The sequence below is a fragment of the Oricola nitratireducens genome (assembly GCF_014904745.1).
Taxonomy (GTDB): Bacteria; Pseudomonadota; Alphaproteobacteria; order Rhizobiales; family Rhizobiaceae; genus Oricola; species Oricola nitratireducens.
Genome location: NZ_JACZCS010000004.1, coordinates 32,393 through 56,221 on the forward strand (window position 1 = coordinate 32,393; position 23,829 = coordinate 56,221).

Below are 23,829 nucleotides of genomic sequence, written 5' to 3' on the forward strand. Positions count from 1 at the left end.
TCAGGCGTAACGCTGCTGGTCTGCCATGTCCGGATTGCCGCGCACCAGCGCGCCGCGCAGCTTTTCGAGCGCCCGGTTCTCGATCTGGCGGACCCGCTCCTTGGATATCCCGAGTTCGTTGCCGAGGGATTCGAGGGTCGCACCGTCCTCGGACAGGCGGCGCTGGGTGATGATCAGCCGTTCGCGGTCGTTGAGGACGTCGAGTGCGCCGTACAGCCAGTCGTGGCGGCGGCGGTCGTCGATCAGGCCCTCGACCACCTCGTCCTGCAGCGGACGGTCGTCGACGAGGAAATCCATGCGCGCGGCACTGCCGCTTTCCTCGTCGGAGACGGGTGCGCTGAGTGAGGTGTCCGGGCCTGACAGGCGCGAATCCATCAGCGCGACGTCCTTCTCGGAAACGCCCAGCGCATCGGAAATCTGGCGATACATGGCCGGCGCGGAGGTGGCGGCGCCGGATTGCGACAGGCGGGCGCGCAGTCGGCGCAAATTGAAGAACAGGGCCTTCTGGGCGGACGAGGTACCGCCGCGTACGATCGACCAGTTGCGCAGGATGTAGTCCTGCATCGAGGCGCGGATCCACCAGGTCGCATAGGTCGAGAAGCGCACTTCGCGCTCAGGCTCGAAACGGGCGGCCGCCTCGAGCAGGCCGACATGGCCTTCCTGGATCAGGTCGTTGATCGGGAGACCGAAATTGCGGAACTTCGAGGCCATCGAGATGACAAGGCGCATATGCGCGGTCGTGATCTTGTGCAGGGCGTCCTGATCCTGCTTTTCCTTCCAAAGGACGGCAAGATCGTGCTCCTCCTCGCGCTCCAGGTAAGGCGCGGCCATTGCGGCCTTGACCATCGTTCTGCGTGCAAGTTCGGAACTCATGCCGTTCTCCCGATTGTTGCCTCCTGAATGTTAATCCAAAATACGCCTTTTTGTTGCGTGCGGATTACAGACCGGGTGGAATTTTTCTTCGCGCGGAAACGGCCGGTTGGCGCAAGTCCTTCCAGTGCAACAAAAAACCCGGCCGCAAGGGCCGGGTTTCACGATTTTGTGAGCGGATCGGAAACGATCAGGCAGCTTCTTCCTGCGCGTCCGTTTCGGCCTCGTCGTTCTCGGCCTTGGCGCCGCGTTTCGGACCCTTGTTGAGATTGCTCTCGATCAGGCGAACGGCTTCCGTGTCGGAGATCTTGTTCACGGCCGCGATCTCGCGGGCCATGCGGTCGAGGGCCGCTTCATAGAGCTGGCGTTCCGAATAGGACTGTTCCGGCTGGTTTTCCGCGCGATAGAGGTCACGCACGACCTCGGCGATGGAAATCAGGTCACCGGAGTTGATCTTGGCATCGTATTCCTGAGCACGGCGCGACCACATGGTGCGCTTGATGCGTGCGCGGCCCTGAAGGATCTTCAGCGCGCGTTCAACGAAACCCGGCTCGGACAGCTTGCGCATGCCGATGGAGATGGCTTTCGCCACCGGAACCTTCAGGCGCATCTTGTCCTTCTGGAACTCGACCACGAACAGTTCGAGCTTGTGGCCCGCAACTTCCTGTTCCTCGATCGTCGCAATCTGGCCAACACCATGGGCCGGATACACGATGAACTCGTTGGTCTTGAATCCCTGCCGTTGAGACGTTTTCTTAGAGGCAGCCGCCATACTTTGCTTACTCCCTGTCTGGGTGCCCGCCGGCCGATTCCGGATCGGGGACCAGAGCCTGTTGTCCGCCATTCCACACACACGCGATCAACGCTCCCGGGAGCCGGAATGAGGTCAAGAAGACCTGCCCGTTTAACTACCGGTTACGTTGCGTTCCTTCATAGAGGGAGCGTCAAACAGCTCAAAAGCGTGACGTGTGATGACATTTTTATATGTCTATCACAAAAAACGGCGTTTTTCAATGCGTTGCACAAAATACAGGCCTCCGTGGCGTCCGCGACGCCAAGCCTGCTGAAAGTAATATGGGGCCTGTATCCGGGAATTCAAGCGGAAGTGGGGCGAGGCGGTCTGCCGGCTAGTCGCCCTGGCCGGGTTCGGGCGAGAAGAATTTCTCGTATTTTCCTTCCACACCGTCCATTTCCTTGGCATCGGACGGCGGATCACGCTTGATCGTGATGTTCGGCCACTTGTCGGCATATTCCGTGTTGATCTGCAGGAAATGCTCCAGCCCCGGTTCGGTGTCGGGGCGGATGGCGTCGGCCGGGCATTCCGGCTCGCAGACGCCGCAATCGATGCACTCGTCGGGATGGATGACAAGCATGTTTTCGCCTTCGTAGAAGCAGTCCACGGGGCAGACTTCCACGCAATCCATGTATTTGCAGCGAATGCAGTTATCGGTGACGATATAGGTCACGGGCATGCTCCAGCGTAAGCGATGACCGGCCGGCTGGCGGCCGCGAGGTCCGGTGCGGATGGGTAACGGCTTTGCCGGACGCGTGCAAGTGGGCAAAAACGCGCGCGAGGGAAAGGATTTGGCGTCAATCGCGCCATGATTGGAATTCCTGCCTAATTGCCGCCGATCGCCTGGCGGAAAGCCTCGAAAGAGGCCTTGGGTGTGCGCTTCTGGGTCTCATAATCGACATGAACCATGCCGAAGCGCTTGCCGTAGCCGAACGACCATTCGTAATTGTCGAGCAATGACCAGCCGAAATAGCCCCTGACCGGCGCGCCGTCGGCGATGGCGCGGCGAACGGCGGCCAGATGCGTGTCGAAATAGGCGATCCGCTCGGCATCGTCGACTCGGCCGCCTTCGACGCGGTCGTCCCATGCCATGCCGTTCTCGGTGACGATGATCGGCGTGTCACTGGTGTAGTCGCGGTGAAGCCGCGTCAGGAAGCCGTGCAGGCCGTCCGGGTAGATCTCCCAGCCCATGTCGGTTTTGGGCAGCGGGCCGCGCACGGATTTGAGCGACGGCCAGGCGCTCGCCGGATCATGGGCGACGTTGGTGCGGGTGTAGTAATTGACACCAAGCCAGTCGATCGGGGCGCCAATCGCCTGCAGATCGTCCTGGTAGCCCTGCGGCATATGGTCACCAAACGCCTCCAGGATCTCCTGCGGATACGACTTTCGCGTCAGCGCCTCGATGAACCAGCGATTGTAGAAGCCGTCATAGCGTTTCGCCGCGGCGACGTCTTCCGGCCGGTCGCTGGCCGGATTGGCGTGCTCGAAATTGAGGACGATGCCGAGGTTGGAATGACCCGCCGCGCGCATCGCCTCGAGCGCGCGGGCATGGGCCAGCAGGACGTGATGCATCGACCGCGCCGCGGCGCGGATGTCGCGCAGGCCGGGCGCGTGGATGCCCCAGAAATGGCTGAGCCAGGAAACGCACCACGGCTCGTTAATCGTCGCGGTCGCCGCCATGCGGTCGCCGATCCGCCGCATGACGATGCCGGCATAGTCGGCGAACCAGGAGGCAACGTCGCGGTTGCGCCAGCCGCCGAGGTCGGACAGCGCGGCGGGCAGGTCCCAATGATAGAGCGTCAGATAGGGCTTCAGGCCGCGTTCGAGGATCGCGTCGGCGAGCCGGTCGTAGAAATCGAGGCCCTCGGCATTGACGGATTTGCCGTCCGGCATAACCCGCGCCCAGGAGGTCGAGAAGCGGTAGGCGTCGAAACCGCCGGCGCGGATCAGGTCGAGATCCTCGGCGTAACGGTGATAGTGGTCGCAGGCGATCGCGCCGGTTTCGGCGTTGACGACGTTTCCGGGCGTCGCGGCGAAGGTATCCCAGTGCGACGGGCCGGCGTCGCCGAAGGAGGATCCCTCGATCTGGTAGGCGGCGGTCGCCGCGCCGAACAGGAAGCCGTCGGGGAAATCCGTACGCCGGAAGGAAAAGCTCATCTGACCCGCCTCATGAAGCTGACTTTAACGTTGCAGTCGCCTTATCGCGGCCGAGGCGGCATGCGTCAATCGTCCTCGCCGGTCAATTTGTCGAGGGCGCGGCGTTCCTTCTTGGTGGGGCGGCCCGCGCCGGGCTCACGCTTGCCGGCCATCCGGTCGAGCGCGTTGTCGGCCTTCGGCAGTGGCGGCGGCGAGATGTCTTCGTAGAGCATGCGTGCTTCCGTCGCCGGTCCGCGGCGCGTGCCGCAGTCGACCACGCGATAGACGATGACCCGGCGCTCGAGCGTCACGGTCAGGACGTCGCCCGGTTTGATCTCCTGGCTTGCCTGGGAAATCTTGTTGCCGTTGACGCGGACATGCCCGCCCTGGGCGAGTTTTGCGGCGAGCGTTCGAGATTTCGCCACGCGGGCGAAGAACAGCCACTTGTCGATGCGCTGCCTGTCAGCGCTCATCCTGCCCCGGCACTATTTCTTCATCTGGTCTTTCAGCGCCGCGAGCTTCGCGAAGGGCGAATCCGGATCGAGCGGCTTGTCACGGCGCGGCGGCCGCGACGAGGCAAAGGCTTCGCCCTTGCCCTTGCCCGGTCCCTTGCCGTGCGGCTGGTCGCCGTCGCGCTTGTTGCCGCGGAACTTGCCGCGTGCGCCCTTGTTCCGGTTGCGCTGCTCGCCTTCGTGGCGCTGGCCTTCTCCCCGTTGCCCTTCCTGGCGCTGACCTTGCGGACGGTTGCCGCGCCGGTTGCGCTCGCCGCGCACCTGGTACCAGACCATGACGGGCTTGGTTTCATCTTCCGGTTCCGGCGTCTCGGCGGGCTCCGCGGCTTCAGCCGGTTCGGCAGTTGGCTCTTCGGGTGCCTGTGCGGGCGTTGCTTCCGCCGCCGGCTCGGGCGCAGCCGGCGCCGTCGCCTCTTCCGGCGCGGGAGTAGGCTGTTCCGCCTCTGTCTCGGCGACTTCCGCCACCGGCTCTGCCGCCGGCGCCTCGCCCTCCGGGGGTTCCGCGGGTGCCTCGGCTGCTTGTTCTTCCAAAGCTGCCTGCGGCTGCGCTTCCGCGGGGGCTTCAGCCGCCGGAGCGCTGGCTTCCTTCAGTGCCGCGAGTTTTGCCTCGAATTCGGCCGGCTCGACCTTGTCGTGGCGGTAGCCGAGGCTGCCGAGCACGGCTTCCATGTCTTCCGCCGTTGCGCCGAGGATCGACATCATGGCGGGGGTGACGAAGAAGCGTCCGCCGCCGACGGCCCCGTCGGGCAGCGTGCCGGAGCCGTCGCGCCATTGCAGCGCCGGGCGGATCAGGTCGGCGAGGCGTTCCAGGATGTCGACGCGCACCGCGCGCGAACCGAGGTGCCGGTAGCCGGCCAGCTTGTAGAAGGCGTCATCGAAGCTCGCGTCCGGCACAAGCGAGGTGCGTCCGGTCGAAAGCAGATGCACCACGTCGCCATAGCCGGGCTTGTCCTTGCCGTCGTTCTGCAGCGCCCAGAGCAGCGTCAGCAGGCCCGCTGGCGCCGGCTTGATCAGCGCCGGGACGAAGATGTGGTAGAAACCGAAGCGCGCGCCGTAACGGCGCAGCGCCGCGCGGCCGTCCTGGTCGAGTGACTTGATCTCGTCGGTGATCTCGCGGCGCGGGACGATGCCGTAATTCTCGATCAGGCGGAAACCGATGCCTCGGGCGATGCCGGAAAGCTCGTCGGCGCGGCCGAGATCGACCAAGGGCTTGAGATGCGTCTCGATATGATGGGCGACGAAGCGCTCTGCGCGCGCGGCGACCTTGTCGCGGGCCGGCCCGGTCAATTGTTCGTCGGCGAGCAGGATGAGGCGCGGCTTCAGCCATTCCTCCGACGCGGCCAAGGTCGCGACGGGCTGGCCGAGCCAGCGCAGTATGCCGTCCATGCCGAGCGCGAAGTCGGCGTTGCCGGCCGCGGCGAAGCGCTCGGCACGTGCCTCGAACTCGGTCGCGAGTGACTTGGCCGCTGCGGCCTTGACGGCCTTGGCGTCCTCGCCCTCGGCGGATTTGTCGGCGGAAAAGCGGAATCCGTCCAACTGGCCAACATGGTGGCCTTCAACCGTTACATCGCCGGTTGCGCTGATTTCTGCATCCATGGTCACGTTCTCTCGCAGGCGCCTCATGAGCACGGATGTCCTGCGGTCTACAAAGCGTTTCGTCAACCTATCATGCAGCGCATCGGACAGCTTGTCCTCGATTGCGCGCGTCTTTTCCTGCCAATGCAGGGGGTCCGCGAGCCATCCGGGCCGGTTCGCGACATAGGTCCAGGTGCGAATCTGGGCGATGCGCGCCGACAATGTGTCGATCTCGCCGTCGGTGCGGTCGGAGCGCAGAACCTGCTCGGCCATGTAGTCCTCGTCGACATGGCCGCGGCGCACGATGTCAAAGAAGATCTGCGAAATGATGTCGGCGTGCTGGGCCGGCGCGATCTTGCGGTAGTCGGGCAGGACGCAGGCGTCCCACAGAAGCGCGACTTGCTCGCGCCCCTTGCAGATGTCGGCGACGGCAACGTCGCGGGCGAGGAATTCGAGCGCGCGCTGGTCGATGGCCGGCAGGGCCTTGGTCAGGCCGGGGATCTGCGGCGGCGTTTCCAGCGAGGCGCGCAGATCGGCGATCGACGAGAAATCGAGCTGGCGCGACCGCCATTGCAGCACTTTCACGGAATCGAATTCATGCGTTTCGATGCGCTCGACGGTCTCGTCGCCGAGCGGTAGGGCGTGGCCGGAGACGCCGAACGTGCCGTCGCGGATGTGGCGGCCGGCACGGCCGGCGATCTGGCCCATCTCGGCGGGATTGAGGTCGCGGTAGGTGTAGCCGTCGAACTTGCGCAGCTGCGCGAAGGCGACGTGGTCGACATCGAGATTGAGCCCCATGCCGATGGCGTCGGTGGCGACGAGGAAATCGACGTCGCCGCTCTGGTAGAGCTCGACCTGGGCGTTGCGCGTGCGCGGCGACAGCGCGCCCATGACGACAGCCGCACCGCCGCGCTGGCGGCGGATCAGTTCGGCGATGGCGTAGACCTGGTCGGCGGAGAAGGCGACGATCGCCGAGCGGCGCGGCAAGCGGGTGATCTTCTTCGAACCGGCATAGACAAGCTGCGACATGCGCGGACGGCTGACGATGTCGATGCCGGGCAGCAGCTGGCGCAGGATGCCGGCCATGGTGCCGGCGCCAAGCAGCAGCGTTTCCTCCCGGCCGCGCACGTTGAGAATGCGGTCCGTGAAGATGTGACCGCGTTCGAGATCGCCGGCCAGCTGCACCTCGTCGATGGCGACGAAGGCGGCATCGGTCTCGGGCGGCATCGCCTCGACGGTGCAGACCTGGAAGCGCGCCTTTGGCGGGACGATCTTCTCCTCGCCGGTAACCAGCGCCACCTGGCTGACGCCGACCTTCTCGGCGACCCGTCCGTAGACCTCGCGCGCCAGCAGGCGCAGCGGCAGGCCGATCACGCCGCTCGAATGCGCAACCATGCGCTCGATCGCATAATGGGTCTTGCCGGTATTGGTCGGTCCGAGCACCGCCTTGACCGTGTGGCCGCTAAAGATGTCCGAGGGCATTGACTCTGTCACGATGTTCGAGTCCGGGGGATTCCGGCGCGGTATCGCCCGCGAAGGGGACCTTCATGGCTTTAACACGCCGATTCAGCAATTACAGGGTGCAAATTACGCGAAATTACGGGCTCTCCACCACTCCAGGGTTGTACAACTTAACAACCAGAACGAGTCTGGAACGAATCGGAGACGAATCGGAGACTCTCATAGGTTGCAGCTTTGTTCCCTACCAGATGTTGCGATTGGCATGGTCACTGCTACCAGTTCCTGAATCGCACAATTGCTATTGTGGAACAAAAGAACGGATTCCGTTAACCGGTTGGGTTCGGGCTGCTCGCCGGAATTGCCTCTCATGGTAACAGTTTGAATTCTCTCGATTATCTTCATGCTCTGTTAACCATGTCTGTTAGCGCTTCGGCAAGATTTCGTTAACGAACAGAACCGAGGCGGAACGAATCGGCGACGAATCAGCTTTTCGACCTGTTTCCTGATTTGTTCTCACCACATGTAGCGCCTGCCGGGACGATTCAAGCACAACTTTAGCGATTCATTGCGTAGGGGAATGTGCCGCAGGCACCGTCCACGTTAACCTTTGCCGCCGGATCCGGCGATGGCGGCGTCGATCAGCCGTAGCGCATCGGGGCTCGCCCACTCGGCCGGGCCGTTCATGTTGGCGATGACGCAATTTTGCGAATCGACCAGCACGGTGACCGGCAATCCGAAGGCGAGGCCTTCCTTTTTCATCGTGTTGAAGGCGCCGATTGTCGGGTCGTGAAAGAAGGAGAGGTTTTTTACGCCGATCTCGTTGAAGAACTTGCGCGGCTTTTCGTCCGATCCGCCGTCGACGGATATCGCCACCACCTGGAAGTCGTCGCCGCCCTTTTCCGCCTGCAGCTTGTCGAGTGCTGGCATTTCCTCGCGGCAGGGCGCGCACCAGGATGCCCAGAGATTGACGAGGCGTGTCTTGCCGCCGGTATCGGCCAGTGTGAGCGGCTTGCCGTCGCCGTCATTGAAGGCAAGCGCGGAGAGGTTGTTTGCCTGGGTGCGGTTGGCCATGCCGGCGATCTCGCCGGTCAGCAACGGCTTCAGCTTTTCGCCCTCGGCGATGGCGGCCTTGCATTGTCCGCCCGAGGTGTCGCCGGCCAGCGAGCCGCCATTGCCAGAAAGCATGCCCGTGGCGTATACCCCGGCGGCGCCGGCGACGGCGCCGAGGCCAATCGCGATGGCCGCGATTTTTCCGATGGACGGGCGGCTCCGCGCCGTCCTGGCGCTATTCGTTTCCGGGGTTTGTTCTTTCATGTCCGACGATACCAAGACCAAGGGCTCCAATCAGATGTGGGGCGGGCGGTTCGCGTCCGGCCCGGCGGCGGTCATGGAGGAAATCAACGCCTCCATCGATTACGATCGCAAACTTTTCGCGCAGGATATCGACGGCTCGATCGCCCACGCCACGATGCTTGCCGACTGTCACATAATTTCGCAGGACGACCGGGACAAGATCGTTCACGGATTGAACACGATCCGGTCAGAGATCGAAAAGGGCGACTTCGTCTTTTCGCGCAAGCTGGAAGACATCCACATGAATATCGAGGCGCGGCTCTCCGACCTGATCGGTCCGGCGGCCGGACGGCTGCACACGGCGCGCTCGCGCAACGACCAGGTCGCGCTCGATTTCCGCATGTGGGTGCGTGCGGAGGCGGAAAAGACCGCCGCAGCCCTCAAGGGCCTGATCGAGGCCTTTCTGGCGCGCGCCGAGGAGCATGCCGGTTCTGTCATGCCGGGCTTTACTCACTTGCAGACGGCGCAGCCGGTCACTTTCGGGCATCACTGCATGGCCTATGTCGAGATGTTCGGCCGCGACCTTTCGCGCATGCGCGACTGCCTTGCCCGCATGAACGAATGCCCGCTCGGCGCGGCGGCGCTGGCCGGAACCGGCTTTGCCATCGACCGGCACCAGACCGCGAAGGCGCTCGGTTTCGCCGAGCCGACGCGCAACTCGATCGACACGGTTTCCGACCGCGATTTCGCGCTGGAATTCATGGCCGCTGCCTCGATCTGCGCCACGCATCTGTCGCGGCTGGCCGAGGAGATCGTCATCTGGTCGACGCCGCAATTCGGCTTCGTCACGCTGTCGGACGCGTTTTCGACCGGCTCGTCGATCATGCCGCAGAAGAAGAACCCGGACGCCGCCGAGCTGGTGCGCGCCAAGACCGGCCGTATCAACGGCAACCTGGTCGCGCTTCTGACCGTGATGAAGGGCCTGCCGCTCGCCTATTCGAAGGACATGCAGGAAGACAAGGAAGCCGTCTTCGACGCTGCCGAATCGCTGGAACTGGCGATCGCCGCGATGACCGGCATGGTTTCCGACATGACCGTCAACACCAGGGCGATGAGGAAGGCGGCAGGATCCGGCTATTCAACGGCGACCGACCTTGCCGATTGGCTGGTGCGCGAACTGGGCATTCCGTTCCGCGAAGCGCATCACGTCACCGGCCGCGCCGTCGCGATGGCGGAGGCCCAGGGCAAGGGGCTGGAAAAACTGTCGCTCGACGACCTGCGCTCGATCCACGAGGGCATCACCGATGCGGTCTATTCCGTGCTGACAGTCGAGAAATCGGCGGCGAGCCGGAAAAGCTATGGCGGCACCGCGCCGCAGGAGGTGCGCCGCCAGATCCGTGCCTGGAAAAAGAAGCTCGCCAAACTCGCCTGAACGGCACGCGGGCAGGGGTGTTCATTTGCGCGCTGCCGCGCTAGGAAATTTCCGGCCCGCGTGGCGGGTCGAAGCGGAACAGGTTGACGACGATGGGTGTTACCGGGATCAAGCGCATTCTTCTCCTTGCGGCGCTCGCGACGAGCCTCGCCGCCTGCGGCCGTGCCGGCGATCCGGAACTGCCCCCGGCTGCCGCGGCCGCCCAGAAGGCCAAACAGCCGGGTGCGCCGGCTGAAGACAAGCCCTTCATCCTCGATCCGCTGATCTGACGATTTCCTGACGCGAGCCAAGCCGGTGAACCATTTCGACTATCGTGACGGCGTTCTCTACGCCGAGGACGTGCCGCTGGCGGATATCGCCGCATCGGTCGGCACGCCGTTCTATTGCTATTCCACCGCGACGCTGGAGCGGCACTACCGCGTCTTCGCCGAGGCCTTCGCCGATATCGATGCGCTCGTTTGTTACGCGATGAAGGCGAATTCCAACCAGGCGGTGCTGACGACGCTGGCGAAGCTCGGGTCCGGCGCCGATGTCGTTTCGGAAGGCGAATTGCGGCGCGCGCTTGCTGCCGGCATCCCGCCGGAAAAGATCCTGTTCTCCGGCGTCGGCAAGACCGCGCAGGAAATGGATTTCGCGCTCGCAGCGGATATCCACTGCTTCAACGTCGAATCCGAGCCGGAACTGGAACTGCTTTCGGCGCGCGCCGCCGCTGCCGGCAGGACCGCGCCAGTGTCGCTGCGCATCAATCCGGACGTCGATGCCAAGACGCATCACAAGATCTCGACCGGCAAGAAGGGCGACAAGTTCGGCATTTCTTGGCTCCGGGCGCGCGATGTCTATCGCCGCGCCGCCGAGCTGCCGGGCCTGCGCGTCTCCGGCATCGATATGCATATCGGCAGCCAGATCACCGAACTGCAGCCCTTCGATGACGCGTTCAGGCTGCTGACCGAACTGGTCGAGCAGTTGCGCGCCGACGGCCACGCCATCGATCACGTCGATCTCGGCGGCGGTCTCGGCATTCCCTACAAAAACGACAATGCGCCGCCGCCGCTGCCGGCCGCCTATGGCGAGATCGTCAAGAAGCATATCCGGCCGCTCGGCGTCACGGCCGTGTTCGAGCCCGGCCGCATGATCGCCGGAAACGCCGGCATCCTCGTCACCTCGGTGATCTATGTGAAGCAAGCGGACGAGAAAAATTTCGTCATCGTCGACGCGGCGATGAACGACCTGATCCGACCGACGCTCTATGACGCCTGGCACGAGGTCTTTCCCGTGAAGGATGCGGGTCCCGACAGCGCGCGGATGCGCGCGGATATCGTCGGTCCGGTCTGCGAATCGGGCGATTTTCTCGCCAAGGACCGCGACATGGCGCGCGTCGAGGCGGGCGACATGCTCGTGTTCGGCTCGGCCGGCGCCTATGGCGCGGTTCAGGCGGGCACCTACAATTCGCGGCTGCTGGTGCCGGAGGTGATCGTTCGGGGCGACCGGTTCCATGTCGCCCGGCGGCGGCCGACCTATGAGGATCTGATCGGGCTCGACAGCGTGCCCGACTGGTTCTGAGCGGGATTATCCCCAACGGCTGACATATCCGTGAACGGTATCCGGCGATTTTCGCCTCGTCTTTGCCACGAAGAATGCTACCTTCTGGGCATGTAGAGATGAGGCGCATGGCAGTCGAGACCGAGCATTCCGCCCCGCATACGCTTTCGCGCAGGCTCCGGCTTGCCCGGACGGCGACCTATGCCGCCATCGTGGCCGAGCGGCTGCTGCCGCGGCTGTTGCCGCTGGCAGGGGTTGTCGCTCTTTTCATGATCCTGTCCTGGTTCGGCGTCTTCCGCGCAGTCGGCGACGTGGCGCGTATCGCGATCGCCGCCGGGCTCGGCCTTGCCGCGCTGGCGAGCCTGTGGCCGCTGAGAAGCATGCGGCTGCCGTCGCCCTACGAGATCGACCGGCGGCTCGAAAACGAAAACGCGCTTCCGCACGCGCCGATCACGGCGCAGGACGACACGCTTTCCGCCGGCGCCGGCGACAGGTTCGCCGCTGCGCTCTGGCGCGAGCACCAGCGCCGCATGGCCAGCCGGATCGACGGGCTGCACGGCGCCGGCGCCAAGACGGACATTCCCGCGCGTGATCCCTATGCGCTGCGTGCCGCCGTCGCCCTGCTGGCCGTCGTCGCGTTCGCCTGGTCCTTCGGCAGCACAGGCGGCCGCCTCGGCGACGCGTTCCGCAGCCACAGCGCCACGGAGGCGTTGCCGCCGCGCATCGATGCCTGGATCACGCCGCCTTCCTATACCGGTATCGCGCCGATCTTCCTGACCTCGGACCAGAATGCGCAAAAGACGGACTTCACGGTGCCGGAGGGCAGTATCGCTGTCGTGCGCATTGCAGGGGGAAGCGGGCTCGAAACCGTCACCTGGCCGGCGCCCGAAACGCCGCTTAGCACAAGCGCCGGCGAGGGCCAGCCGCAGGCGGCCCTGTCGCGGCGGTTCGAGGTCACGCTCGACAGTTCCGGCGAATTGGCGGTTTCCGGCGACGGCGACACACTGCGCGACTGGTCGTTCACGGTCTTGCCCGACAACGCGCCGACGATCACGTTCGCCAAGGACCCGACCCGGGCCGCCAACGGCACGATGACGGTCGAATACTATGCGCTCGACGATTACCGCGTCGCCAAGGCGCGGGGCATCGTGGCGCTTGCCGACAAGCAGCACGAGGGCGCACATCCGCTCTACGAAGCGCCGGAGGTGCCGCTGTCGCTGCCGCGCCGGTCGTCCGAGGACGGCGCCGCCAAGACGATGCGCGATCTCGGCGAGCATCCCTGGGCGGGTGCGCGGGTGAAGATGACGCTGGAGGCCGAGGACGACCGCGGCCAGACCGGGCGCAGCGAAACGAAGACCTTCGTTCTGCCGGGCCGGCCCTTCGCCAATCCGCTTGCGCGCGCGATCATCGAGCAGCGGCGCAACCTGGCGCTCGACGCCAATGCGGCGCCCGACATCGTCGACGTTCTCGACACGCTGATGCTCTACCCGGAAGAGACGATCAAGAACGCCAGCTACTTTCTCGGCCTGATCACGGCGCGTGCCCGGCTTCGGGAAGCAGAGGGCAATGACGACGCGTTGCGCGGCGTCGTCGACTATATGTGGGAGCTGGCGCGCACGATCGAGGACGGCAACCTGTCGGATGCGGAAAAGCGGCTGCAGGCGGCCCAGCAGGCGCTGAAGGACGCGCTCGAAAACGGCGCGTCGGACGAGGAAATCGAGCAATTGATGTCCGAGCTGCGCGACGCGATGCAGGAATATATGCGCGAACTCGCCCGCCAGATGGAGAACAATCCCGATCTCGCCCGGCAGATGCCGTCGGAAAACATGCAGCAGATGAACATGCAGGATCTGCAGGACATGCTCGACAAGATCGAGGAACTCGCCAAGAACGGCGCGCGCAATCAGGCGCAGGATCTCCTGTCGCAGCTACAGGACATGATGAACAATCTGCAGATGGGCCAGCACCGGATGCAGCAGGGCGACCAGCAGAGCCAGGCCCAGCAGCAGATGAACGAGCTCGGCGAAATCCTGCGCCGCCAGCAGGAACTGATGAACGAAACCTATCGGCAGAACCGCCGCGGCGAGGGCCAGGACGGTCAGCAAGGCCAGCAGCAGGGTCCGGGTCAGCAGGGCGAGCAAGGCCAGATGGGCCAGCAGGGTCCCGGTCAGAACGGCCAGCAATTCGGTCAAAACGGCAGTGGCCAGGGCCTGCAGGGGCTCGCGCCCGGCCAGCAGGGGCTGCGCGACCGGCTCGACCAGTTCATGGACGGCTTGCGCGGCATGGGCATCAATCCGGGCAACGAATTCGGCGACGCCGGGCGCTCGATGGGAGAGGCCGGACAGGCGCTCGAACAGGGCGAGGGCGATCAGGCCTTCTCCAGCCAGGGCGAGGCGATGGATGCGCTGAGGCGCGGCGCCGACAACATGATGCAGCAGATGCAGCAGGCGATGGACGGCGGCAACGGGGCGACCCAGCCCGGCGGCAACCGCAACGGCCTCGACCGCGATCCGCTCGGGCGGCCGCAGCGTTCGGCCGGGCCGGATTTCGGCGAATCGGTGAAGGTCCCCGACGAAATCGACATCCGCCGCGCCCGCGAGATCCTCGAGGCGATCCGCAAACGTCTCGGCAACGCGCTGTCGCCGCAGCTCGAGAAGGACTATCTCGAGCGGCTGCTGGAACTGAACTGAGGCTTAGGCCGCCAGCGCCTTCGAGACGGCCTGGCGGATTTCGGCCAGCGTGAACGGCTTCTGCACCACGTCGACGATGATCTTTTCGACATCGCGGGCGCGTTCGCGCTGCTCGGCATAGCCGGTCATCAGCAGGATCTTCTGATCGGGGAAATTCTTGGCGATCTCGCGCGCCATGGCGATGCCGTCCATCGCCGGCATGCGGATATCGGAGAGGACGAGGTCGTAGCCGCCATTGCTCGCGATGACTTTTTCCAGCCCGGTGTCGCCGTCGTCGGCCTGCTCGACGGCATGGCCGTCGATCTGCAGGGCGCGCGCGGTGAAGGCGCGGACGGAATCATCGTCCTCGACGATCAGGATCGATGCCATCACGCGTCTCCGGCAACGATGCCGACGAAGGGAAGTTCGCGGAACGCGTGGCCGACATCCATGCCGTAGCCGACGACGAAATGGTCCGGGCATTCGAAGCCGACGAAATCGGGCTGCAACGGCGTATCGGCCTGGCGGCGCATCGACTTGTCGAGCAGGACGGCGACGCCGACGCTCCTGGCGCCGCGTTCGAGCATCAGATCGCGGGCAAATGTCAGCGTGCGGCCGGATTCGAGAATGTCGTCGACGAGCAGGATATCGCGGTCGCTGACATCGCTGTCGACATCGCGCAGGATCTTCACCTCGCCGGCTTCCGTGCCGGCGCCGTAGGTCGACAGCATGATGAATTCCACGTCCGGCTCCATGCCGGCGTCGTGCATGGCGCGCACCAGGTCGGCGGAAAAGATGAAGGAGCCTTTCAGGACCGAGATCACGAGCAGGTCGCGATAGTCGCGCGCGGCGATTTCCTTGGCGAGTTCGAGATTGCGCGCTGCAATGGTGGAGGCGGAATAGAGAACCTCTATCCGCTTGCCCCGTACGACCGGCATGATGTCACACTCCGCTGTTGTCGAATGTCAGGCGGGGAGCCTGCGCGTATCCCGGTTTCTTGGGCATTCTCACGGTAAAGGCAAGGGTTTTGCCGGGTTGCAGCGTTTCGCCGCGCGGGACCCGGTAGACGAGGTTTTTCGTGCTGCTGTCGGACGAAAAGGTTAAAAGCACGTCGGGAATGCGTTTTTCGCTGGCCGTGCCGTTGCGGATCGTCGCCGAGACGGTGACGACGTCGGCCCTCTGGCGCATGCCGGTCTCTTGCGGCGCGGGCGCGACCTCCAGCGCGAGGCGGCCAAGGGCGGGTGCGGCTTCGGCGGTCCTGAACAGCACGTATCCGCCGGAGACGTAGAAGGCGGCGAAGGCGGCGAGTGTCACGGCGACGAGATAGAGCGCGTGGGCGCGCATGCCCGGACGGACGCTCTTGCGGGCGGCCGATTTCAGGATGCCGATCTGGTCGTCACGGGTCGGGGCAGGGGCGGGCGCCGGGTCGCGCGCAAGCCGTGTCGGATGCACTTCCCCGTCGCGGCGGACCGTCTCGAATTCCGCATCAATAATGTCCTGCGCCACGATTGCGCTCCTTTAAACGCGGAACCGCCATGATTCGGGTCTACGCGGGTTTGGTTAATCGAAGGTTTTTACGGGGGCCGTCGGCGCGCATGCCGGTTCAATTCGGTGGCCAAGTGCTCTAATCCTTCGAATATGCACTATTCGCGATTCGGACGGGGCGCTTGATCAAATTCGAGAATGTCGGGCTGCGTTACGGGATGGGGCCGGAAGTCCTGCGCGACGTCTCGTTCCATATCCCCAAGCAGTCGTTCCAGTTCCTGACCGGTCCGTCCGGCGCGGGCAAGACGACATTGCTGCGCCTGTTGTTCATGTCGCTGAGGCCGACGCGCGGCCTGATCACCGTCTTCGGCAAGGACATGGCGACCATCGAACCCACCGAACTGCCGTTGCTGCGCCGGCGCATCGGCGTCGTCTTCCAGGATTTCCGCCTGCTCGACCACATGACGATCTACGAGAATGTCGGTCTGCCGCTCAGGGTGCGCGGCAAGGAGGAATCGTCCTACCAGCACGACGTCCTCGAACTGCTCAAATGGGTCGGGCTCGGCGAGCGGGTGCATGCGCTGCCGCCTGTGCTGTCGGGCGGCGAGAAGCAGCGCGTGGCGATTGCGCGGGCGCTGATCGACCAGCCGGAGATCCTGCTCGCCGACGAGCCAACGGGCAATGTCGACACGCCGATGGCCCGCCGGCTGCTGCGCCTCTTCCTCGAACTGAACCGCCTCGGCACCGCCGTGGTGATCGCCACGCACGACCTCAGCCTGATGGACCAGGTCGAGGCACGGCGGATGATTCTCAGTCAGGGGCAGCTCGAAATCTATGAGTGAGACCGGACCCATTGCCGCGAAAAAACAGCCCGGCCCGGCAAGGGACGATCCGGCGAAGGGCGGTCCTGTGCCGCCGGCGACGGCGCAGCGCCTGCCGGGGCTGCGTACGCTTGCGCCGATCGTACCGAAATCCGGCGTTGCCAGCCAAGCGCTTATCCTCGTCATCGCGATCATGTCGTTTCTCGCCTGCGTGACGGTCGGCGCGGTTTCGCTCGTCAACAAGAGCGCATCCACATGGCAAAGCCAGATCGCGCGCGAGGCGACCGTCCAGATCCGCCCCTCGGACGATCTCGACATGGATGCCGCGCTGGAAAAGGCGCGCGTGCTCGCCTCGGAGTTTCCCGGCGTGCGCGGCGCGCGGGTCATCAGCCGCGAGGAAACGGTCAAGCTTCTGGAACCGTGGCTGGGCTCCGGGCTCGGACTCGACGAATTGCCGGTGCCGCGCCTCGTCGTCGTGACGATCGACGAGGACAATCCGCCGGACTTCGCGGCGTTGAGGACGGTGATCCACGACGCCATTCCGAACGCTTCGCTCGACGATCACCGCACCTGGGTCGACCGACTGGTCGGCATGGCGCGCACGATGACGGTAATCGGGCTTTGCGTGCTGGCGCTCGTCCTGTCGGCGCTGGTTCTGACAGTGATCTTCGCGACGCGCGGCGCGATGGCGGGCAATCACGAGATCATCGAGGTGCTGCATTTCGTCGGCGCGGAGGCCGGCTTCATTGCGCGGCAGTTTCAGACGCGGTTTCTGTTTTCGGGCATCTGGGGCGGTGTCGCCGGCGGCGGGGCCGCGACGGTCGTCTTCGTCATCGTCAGCTGGTGGTCGGCGCGCAACATCATCACGCCGGAAGGCGAGCAGGCCTCGGCGTTTTTCGGCGATTTCTCGATCGGTTACGGCGCCTATGCCGGCGTTATCGCGGTGATCGTGATGGTGGGCGCGTTGACCGCGATGACGACCCGCGTGACGGTGTTGCGGGCGTTGCACGACATCGATGACAGGCGCGCGGACCCGGGCCGGCTTGACTGAATCGTCGCGTTCAAATCGATTTTGTACCGAAACGCTGGTCGATACTCTGGATTTTCGCCTATGCCACGCCGCAATTGGAGGTTAACCATTGCGTCATGTACGAAGCGCTTGACACCGAGGGGCGTGGTGGCACGGCAGTTCAAGGCGAAACTCCGATGACGGAACCGGGAGGGCGCGCGCGCCGTTTCGGGCTGATGGCGCGCCTTTTGGCGTCGGCGGCCGCGATCGCGCTCGTGTTCTTTGCCGGCGGTTTCCTGCTGTTCCTCGTCAATGTCGCTCATTACCGGTCGGCGCCGGCCGACCAGCGCGCGGACGCCATCGTCGTGCTGACCGGCGGGCATGCCCGCGTCGACGAGGCGGTCAGGCTTCTGAACGACGACATGGGCGCGCGACTGTTGATCAGCGGCGTGCATCCTTCCGCTTCGCGCAAGGTGCTGCTGAAGACCTTTGCGGTGGACGAGGCGCAGTTCGCCTGTTGCGTCGACATCGATCACGATGCCCTCGACACGATCGGCAATGCGGCGGAAACGGCGCAATGGGCCGCCGATCATGGCTTTCATTCGCTGATCGTCGTCACCAATGATTACCACATGCCGCGCAGCCTGCTCGAATTGCGGCATGCGATGAAGGGCGTGACGCTGATCCCGCACGCGGTTTTCGGCGACGAGAACGAAGCGGTCGGCAGCGAGGAATGGGTCCGCCGCTACCGCGTGTTGTTCGGCGAATATCTGAAATACAGCGCGGCGCGCGTGCGAACCGTGCTGGCGCCGGTATCCGGTTCGCGGGCGGCGGTGGAAAAGGCAGCGCTTTCGACCCCGAACTGACGGTTTTCACGCGATCGAAGCCTTTGCCTTATTGGCGCGCGGCGTGTATCGCCTTTCGGCAGCGGCCTCAGGGCAAATTCTCTCAATTACCGGGTGCGGCGTTGCTGGCGGTTCGATCTCTCCTGTTCAATTTCATGTTCTACGCGGTCACGCTCATTTACATGATCGCGTTCACGCCATTCTTCTTCCTGGCGCCGCGCAAGCGCGCCTGGTTCGTGCCGAAGTTCTGGGCGAAGACGCATCTGTGGCTGATGAAGGTAATCGTCGGCACCGACCACGTCGTGCGGGGCAAGGAAAACCTGCCCGAGGGCAGCTACATCATCGCGCCAAAGCACCAGTCGGCCTGGGACACCTTCGCCTTCCTGCCGTGGTGGCCGGACCCGGTCTACATCCTCAAGCGGCAATTGATGTGGATCCCGTTGTTCGGCTGGTACATCAAGAAGATGGACATGATCCCGATTGACCGGGGCAATCGCACCCAGGCGATCGCGTCGGTCAATCGCGGGGCGCGCCGCGCCGTCGGGCAGGGGCGGCAGATCGTGATCTATCCGGAGGGCACGCGCCGTCCGCCCGGCGCCGAGCCCAACTACAAGATGGGCATCGTCAATCTCTACGAGGAACTCGATATCCCGGTCGTGCCGATCGCGCACAATGCGGGGCTCTACTGGCGGCGGCGGTCGTTCCTGCGCTATCCGGGGCGGATCGAGGTGGAAATCCTCAAGCCGATCCAGCCGGGGCTCAGCCGCGAGGAATTCCGCCGCGAACTGGTCGGGCGCATCGAGGGTGAATGCGATCGCCAATTGCTGGCACTTGCCGACAATCCGGCATCACCGCCGTTTCCGGAAACGGCGAAAAAGCGGCTCGCGCAATTGCGGGAAAAAGCCGTCAGCCCTTCCGCTTCCTGATCCCGGCGACGACATGTTCGAGCCAGTGGTCGCGGATGCCGAGCGTGCGGATATGGTCGGCGGTGTTGATGACATAGTCCTCGTTCGGCCCCATGCCGCCAACAGCGCCGCAGACGCGTTCCACCGCGTCGTCTACGCTCAACCTGCCGGCATACTGGCCGTGATCGCGGTCGGCGACATAGGCGAGCGCCCTGGCCCTGCCGTTGCCCTCCAGCGTGACGGAGCCGGAATGTTCCAGATAGACATTGGTGACGAGTTCGCGCTCGCGCAGATAGGCGAGCACCGGCTCGCGGTTTTCGTCCGCCACGCGGAAGGCGACGCCGACGCAGGAACCGCCGCGGTCGAGCCCCATGACGAGGCCGGGCCGTTCAGGCGTGCCACGGTGTTCCAGCGAGATGATGCAGAGGCTGCGGTGATAGCCGTGCAGACGCGCGCGGCGCTTTTCGACATAGTCGAAACCGGGCTTCCACATCAGGGATGCGTAGCCGAAAACCCAGAAATCATCCATTGAGCAAACTGTTTCCACATTCGGGGGCGAAGGGCATCTAGCATGTCAAACAACAAATCAAAACCGCCCTACAATGCCGGCCGGCGTATTCGCCTCCTGGCGCTCGGGATCGTCGTCGCCGGGATCGGCTATTCCTACGGATGGTACTGGCTTGCCGGTCGGGTCGGTTCCGAGGCCGACCGGATGGTCGCCGAGGAGCAGGCGCGCGGCACGACCGTAGACTGCGCCGACCGAGAGGTGCGCGGCTATCCGTTCCGGCTCGAGGTCTTCTGCACGTCATTCGACGTCGCGCGGCCGGCGGACGGTCTGACGGTCAAGGCCGGCGGATTTCGCACCGCCGCGCAGGTCTACGAGCCGCGCAACATCATCGCCGAACTCGACAGCCCGGTCACGGTGACCAGCGACATTGCGGGGGCGATGAAATTCGACTGGACGCTCGCGCAGGCCAGCGCCGTCCTCGACGACCCGGTGCCGCAGCACGCGTCGGCGGTGGTCGACGACCTGACGGTCGCGGTTGCCGGGATCGAGCGGGCGCTTGCCGCCGCGCATGCCGAGACGCATCTGCGCAGGGTCGATGACAATGTCGATCTGGCGTGGCGGTACGAGGGCCTCGTGATCGACGCAAGGCTTGCCGGCGGGCGGCATCTTCCGGCGCTGTCCGGCGACGCCAACCTGACGATCACAAACGGCGTGGCGCTGGCGGCGGAAGGCGTGCCGTCGCTGCGCGGCGTTTCGGGCGAAATCCACCGGATGGCGCTGTTGCTGACGCCGGAGCGCGGCCTGCTCGTCAGCGGACCGTTCGAAATCGGCATGGACGGGCGGGTAAACGCGACACTCGACGTGTTTCTTGTCGATCCGGCCGGTTTCGCGCAGGAGATGAAGCCGGTCTTCCCGGAATATTCCACCCAGTTCGATGCGTTCGCCGCGATGCCGCCGAAGGCCGGGCCGGACGGGACGCCCGAACTGAAGCTTCCCGTCAGGATCACGGACGGCAAGGCGGTCATCGGCTTCCTCCCGGTGGGCACGATCCCGCCGATCGACTGACGTCTATTCCCCCGGGGTCTGGATTTCCGGGTGACGGCCGAAGTCCGGCGCGTCGACTTCCTGGCCCGCCTCGATGATCGATCGGCGCACCGCGCGGGTGCGGGTGAAGAGGTCAAACAGCGCGTCGCCGTCGCCCCAGCGGATCGATCGCTGCAGCGCGGCGAGATCTTCCGAAAAGCGGCCGAGCATCTCCAGGATCGCGTCGCGGTTGGAGAGGCAGACGTCGCGCCACATCGTGGGGTCGGATGCGGCGAGGCGGGTGAAGTCACGGAAACCGGAGGCGGAATACTTGATCACCTCGGATTTCGACACCGCTTCCAGGTCGTCCGCCGTGCCGACGATGTTGTAGGCAATGATGTGCGGCAGGTGCGAGACGATGGCGAGCACGCGGTCGTGATGCTCGGGGTCCATCGTGTCGACCTTCGAGCCGCAGGCCGTCCAGAACGCCGTCAGCTTCTCGACCGCTTCCGGATCGGCGTCGGGCAGCGGCGTCAGGATCGCCCAGCGGCCTTCGAACAGGCTGGCGAAACCGGCGTCGGGGCCGGAATGCTCTGTGCCGGCGATCGGGTGTCCGGGGATGAAGTGCACGCCCTCGGGCACATGCGGCGCGACGTCGCGCACCACCGAGCCCTTGGTCGAACCGGCATCGGTCAGGATCGCGCCCGGTTTCACATGCGGGCCGATCTGTTTGGCGACAGCGCTGTAAGCACCGACCGGGATCGACAGGATCACGAGATCCGCATCCTCGACGGCCTTGGCGGCATCGGCTTCGTAACGGTCGCCGAGGCCGAGTTCCTCGGCGCGTTGCAGCGTTTGCGGGCTGCGCGTCGAGACAACGATTTCGCCGGCGAGATTTTCGCGGCGGATGACATGGGCGAGCGACGAGCCGATCAGGCCGATGCCGATCAGCGCGACGCGCTCAAAGAGGGGCTTTTCCTGGGGCATGGCTCAGGCGCGGCCCATGAAGTCTTTGAGCGCCTCGATGACACCCTCGTTGGCTTCCGCCGAACCGACCGTCATGCGCAAGGCATTGGGCAGGCCGTAGGCGCCGACGGCGCGCAGCACGTAGCCGCGCTCGGTCAGAAAGGCATCTGCGGCCGCGGCCGACTTTTCCGGATTGCCGTCCGGAAAGTGGATCAGGATGAAGTTGCCGACGCTCGGCGTCACGGTCAGGCCGATATCGGTCAGCGCGCCGGTCAGCACGGGCAGCCAGGTGTCGTTGAAATGTGCCGCCTCGTCGACATGGGCGCGGTCGCGGATCGCCGCCGCGCCTGCCGCGATCGCCGCCGAATTGAGGTTGAACGGTCCGCGCACGCGGTTGAGTGCGTCGATGATGTGGGCTGGACCGTACATCCAGCCGATGCGCAGCGCGGCGAGGCCGTGGATCTTGGAGAAGGTCCGCGTCATGACGACGTTCTCGTTGTCGGACACCAGTTCGACGCCGGCGGAATAATCGTTGCGGCGGACATATTCGGCATAGGCCGCGTCGAGGACCAGCAGCACGTGCTTCGGCAGCCCGGCCTGCAGGCGCTTGACCTCGGCATCCGAGATATAGGTGCCGGTCGGATTGTTCGGATTGGCGAGGAAGACGATCTTCGTGCGCTCGGTGACGCGGTCGAGGATGGCGTCGACATCGGAACGCAGGTCGGTCTCGGGCGCGACGACAGGCGTCGCGCCGTTGGCGAGGATCTGGATCTTGTAGACGAGGAAGCCGTGCTCGGTGAAGATCGCCTCGTCGCCGGGCTTGAGATAGACATGCGCCAGGAGGCCGAGCAACTCGTCGGAGCCGTTGCCGCAGATCAGATTGTCCGGGTTGAGGCCGTGCGTCTCGGCGATCGCCTTGCGCAATTCGGTGGCCGAGCCGTCAGGGTAGAATTCCAGCGTTTCCGCCCCGGCCCTGTAGGCCTCGATTGCCGCCGGGCTCGGCCCGAACGGAGTTTCGTTGGAGGACAGCTTGTGTAGCTTGACGCCCGGCTTGACCTTGCTCTTGCCCGGCACATAGGCCGCAATTTCCATCACGCCGGGATTGGGAACGGGACGGGACGGGTTTTCGCGCGCGGACATCGCCTTGGACTTTCCTTTTCGGCCTTTTCGGGCCTGGTTGCAGACGGCAGGGCAATAGCGCCGACCACGGCAAATGTCGAGAAGGGCGTTGTCCCGTCAGGACGCGTCGGCGTCGCGCGCGGCGCCCTGCGGCGCCAGCACCGGCACGAAGACGCGGCGCGACTGCCGCTCGGCGACCGGCAGGCCCTGGAACAGCCGCTTTTGCGCCTCGATGATGATGACGCCGGAAAAGATCGGCCAGAAGCGCAGGCCGATGCGTTCGGTTCTGAAGGCGACGCGCAGCAGCGTCGGGGATTTGACCGGCGGAAAGGCCAGCGCCTCGGTCATCGGGCCCGGCGTGAAATTGGCTTCGCGCAGCAATTTGAAGATCTGGCCCTTGGAAAACGGCCGCCCGGTGCCGAAGGGTGTGTGCTCGAAGCGCGCCCACAGGCCGCGGCGGTTGGGCACGACAAGGACGATCTTGCCGTTCGGGGCGAGCACGCGCCAGGCTTCCATCAGTGTCTCGCGCGGATTCTCGGCATGTTCGAGCGCATGCACCATCAGGATGCGGTCGATGGCGGAATCGGGCAGCGGCAGTTCCTCGTCGAAAACCAGCGCGGAGCGCGACGGGCCGTTTGGCGGCCATTTCACCGCGCCCTGGGCGGCGAGCATGAAGGAGAGCGTGCGCTCGGTGTCCGGCTCGAAGCGGTCGAGCCAGGGCCGCGCATAGCCGAGGCCGAGCAGCCGCTCGTTGGGCAATGGCTGCCAGATTCGTGTCAGGCCCATGCCGATCGAGCGGGTCGCGATCTGGCCGAGCAGGCTGTGATAGAAACCGCGTATTTCGACGATATCCATATGCATCTGACGG

23 protein-coding genes are annotated in these 23,829 nt (G+C 64.8%); 9 read left to right on the forward strand and 14 right to left on the reverse strand.

Annotated elements, in window-relative coordinates; all coding sequences use genetic code 11:
- The 7 genes from IG169_RS02910 to tlpA all read right to left on the reverse strand — a co-directional run bounded on the left by IG169_RS02910 (window position 1) and on the right by tlpA (window position 8,661).
- Window positions 1-873: an RNA polymerase factor sigma-32 gene (locus IG169_RS02910; protein ID WP_193174666.1), complete on the reverse strand. Its 873-nt coding sequence runs from the start codon at window positions 871-873 to the stop codon at window positions 1-3.
- A 187-nt stretch (window positions 874-1,060) separates the two neighbouring features.
- On the reverse strand, window positions 1,061-1,642 hold the full coding sequence (locus IG169_RS02915) for a CarD family transcriptional regulator (protein WP_193174667.1): 582 nt from the start codon (window positions 1,640-1,642) through the stop codon (window positions 1,061-1,063).
- A 355-nt stretch (window positions 1,643-1,997) separates the two neighbouring features.
- Entirely contained in the window at window positions 1,998-2,336 is a 339-nt protein-coding gene (gene fdxA / locus IG169_RS02920) for a ferredoxin FdxA (protein WP_193174668.1), read from the reverse strand.
- A 152-nt stretch (window positions 2,337-2,488) separates the two neighbouring features.
- The gene (locus IG169_RS02925) at window positions 2,489-3,820 is read right to left on the reverse strand and encodes a GH1 family beta-glucosidase (protein ID WP_193174669.1); all 1,332 of its coding nucleotides are present in this window, start codon (window positions 3,818-3,820) and stop codon (window positions 2,489-2,491) included.
- A gap of 65 nt (window positions 3,821-3,885) precedes the next feature.
- Complete coding sequence (locus IG169_RS02930; RefSeq protein ID WP_193174670.1) at window positions 3,886-4,272, reverse strand: RNA-binding S4 domain-containing protein; 387 nt, start codon at window positions 4,270-4,272, stop codon at window positions 3,886-3,888.
- 12 nt (window positions 4,273-4,284) lie between these two features.
- The gene (locus IG169_RS02935) at window positions 4,285-7,368 is read right to left on the reverse strand and encodes a helicase-related protein (protein ID WP_193174777.1); all 3,084 of its coding nucleotides are present in this window, start codon (window positions 7,366-7,368) and stop codon (window positions 4,285-4,287) included.
- A gap of 579 nt (window positions 7,369-7,947) precedes the next feature.
- Entirely contained in the window at window positions 7,948-8,661 is a 714-nt protein-coding gene (gene tlpA, locus IG169_RS02940; protein ID WP_193174671.1) for a thiol:disulfide interchange protein TlpA, read from the reverse strand.
- Between tlpA and argH the strand changes: the two genes are divergently transcribed.
- From argH to IG169_RS02960, 4 genes are all read left to right on the forward strand, one after another.
- Complete coding sequence (gene argH, locus IG169_RS02945; RefSeq protein ID WP_193174672.1) at window positions 8,660-10,072, forward strand: argininosuccinate lyase; 1,413 nt, start codon at window positions 8,660-8,662, stop codon at window positions 10,070-10,072. The genes tlpA and argH overlap by 2 nt on opposite strands.
- A 92-nt stretch (window positions 10,073-10,164) precedes the next feature.
- Window positions 10,165-10,341, forward strand: a complete 177-nt coding sequence (gene lptM / locus IG169_RS02950) for an LPS translocon maturation chaperone LptM (protein ID WP_193174673.1) — start codon at window positions 10,165-10,167, stop codon at window positions 10,339-10,341.
- A gap of 25 nt (window positions 10,342-10,366) precedes the next feature.
- The gene (lysA, locus tag IG169_RS02955; RefSeq protein ID WP_193174674.1) at window positions 10,367-11,632 is read left to right on the forward strand and encodes a diaminopimelate decarboxylase; all 1,266 of its coding nucleotides are present in this window, start codon (window positions 10,367-10,369) and stop codon (window positions 11,630-11,632) included.
- Window positions 11,633-11,739: 107 nt separating this feature from the next.
- Window positions 11,740-14,301: a TIGR02302 family protein gene (locus tag IG169_RS02960; RefSeq protein WP_193174675.1), complete on the forward strand. Its 2,562-nt coding sequence runs from the start codon at window positions 11,740-11,742 to the stop codon at window positions 14,299-14,301.
- A 3-nt stretch (window positions 14,302-14,304) separates the two neighbouring features.
- Here IG169_RS02960 and IG169_RS02965 read toward each other — a convergent pair whose 3' ends face one another.
- The 3 genes from IG169_RS02965 to IG169_RS02975 are packed head-to-tail and all read right to left on the reverse strand — an operon-like array spanning window position 14,305 to window position 15,786.
- The gene (locus IG169_RS02965) at window positions 14,305-14,670 is read right to left on the reverse strand and encodes a response regulator (protein ID WP_193174676.1); all 366 of its coding nucleotides are present in this window, start codon (window positions 14,668-14,670) and stop codon (window positions 14,305-14,307) included.
- Window positions 14,670-15,218: a hypoxanthine phosphoribosyltransferase gene (gene hpt / locus IG169_RS02970; protein ID WP_193174677.1), complete on the reverse strand. Its 549-nt coding sequence runs from the start codon at window positions 15,216-15,218 to the stop codon at window positions 14,670-14,672. Before hpt ends, IG169_RS02965 begins: the two co-directional genes overlap by 1 nt.
- Before the next feature lie 4 nt (window positions 15,219-15,222).
- Window positions 15,223-15,786, reverse strand: a complete 564-nt coding sequence (locus IG169_RS02975; RefSeq protein ID WP_193174678.1) for a hypothetical protein — start codon at window positions 15,784-15,786, stop codon at window positions 15,223-15,225.
- Between the two features lie 161 nt (window positions 15,787-15,947).
- Between IG169_RS02975 and ftsE the strand changes: the two genes are divergently transcribed.
- From ftsE to IG169_RS02995, 4 genes are all read left to right on the forward strand, one after another.
- Window positions 15,948-16,607 (forward strand): cell division ATP-binding protein FtsE, encoded by a 660-nt coding sequence (gene ftsE / locus IG169_RS02980; RefSeq protein ID WP_193174679.1) that lies wholly within the window; start codon window positions 15,948-15,950, stop codon window positions 16,605-16,607.
- Window positions 16,600-17,637 (forward strand): cell division protein FtsX, encoded by a 1,038-nt coding sequence (locus tag IG169_RS02985; protein ID WP_246717088.1) that lies wholly within the window; start codon window positions 16,600-16,602, stop codon window positions 17,635-17,637. The genes ftsE and IG169_RS02985 overlap by 8 nt, the downstream gene beginning before the upstream one ends.
- Before the next feature lie 155 nt (window positions 17,638-17,792).
- On the forward strand, window positions 17,793-18,461 hold the full coding sequence (locus IG169_RS02990; RefSeq protein WP_246717089.1) for a YdcF family protein: 669 nt from the start codon (window positions 17,793-17,795) through the stop codon (window positions 18,459-18,461).
- A gap of 134 nt (window positions 18,462-18,595) precedes the next feature.
- Window positions 18,596-19,366, forward strand: coding sequence for a lysophospholipid acyltransferase family protein (locus IG169_RS02995; RefSeq protein WP_246717101.1), 771 nt, complete (start codon window positions 18,596-18,598; stop codon window positions 19,364-19,366).
- Here the strand turns inward: IG169_RS02995 and IG169_RS03000 are convergent.
- Window positions 19,347-19,874 (reverse strand): gamma-glutamylcyclotransferase, encoded by a 528-nt coding sequence (locus IG169_RS03000; RefSeq protein WP_193174681.1) that lies wholly within the window; start codon window positions 19,872-19,874, stop codon window positions 19,347-19,349. The genes IG169_RS02995 and IG169_RS03000 overlap by 20 nt on opposite strands.
- Window positions 19,875-19,916: 42 nt before the next feature.
- Between IG169_RS03000 and IG169_RS03005 the strand changes: the two genes are divergently transcribed.
- Window positions 19,917-20,918, forward strand: a complete 1,002-nt coding sequence (locus IG169_RS03005; protein WP_193174682.1) for a DUF2125 domain-containing protein — start codon at window positions 19,917-19,919, stop codon at window positions 20,916-20,918.
- A 3-nt stretch (window positions 20,919-20,921) separates the two neighbouring features.
- On the opposite strand, the gene IG169_RS03010 is transcribed toward IG169_RS03005, so the two are convergent.
- From IG169_RS03010 to IG169_RS03020, 3 genes are all read right to left on the reverse strand, one after another.
- Complete coding sequence (locus IG169_RS03010) at window positions 20,922-21,863, reverse strand: prephenate/arogenate dehydrogenase family protein (RefSeq protein WP_193174683.1); 942 nt, start codon at window positions 21,861-21,863, stop codon at window positions 20,922-20,924.
- Window positions 21,864-21,866: 3 nt separating this feature from the next.
- On the reverse strand, window positions 21,867-22,982 hold the full coding sequence (gene hisC / locus IG169_RS03015; RefSeq protein WP_193174684.1) for a histidinol-phosphate transaminase: 1,116 nt from the start codon (window positions 22,980-22,982) through the stop codon (window positions 21,867-21,869).
- A gap of 96 nt (window positions 22,983-23,078) precedes the next feature.
- Window positions 23,079-23,822, reverse strand: coding sequence for a class I SAM-dependent methyltransferase (locus IG169_RS03020; RefSeq protein WP_193174685.1), 744 nt, complete (start codon window positions 23,820-23,822; stop codon window positions 23,079-23,081).
- Window positions 23,823-23,829: the final 7 nt, after the last annotated feature.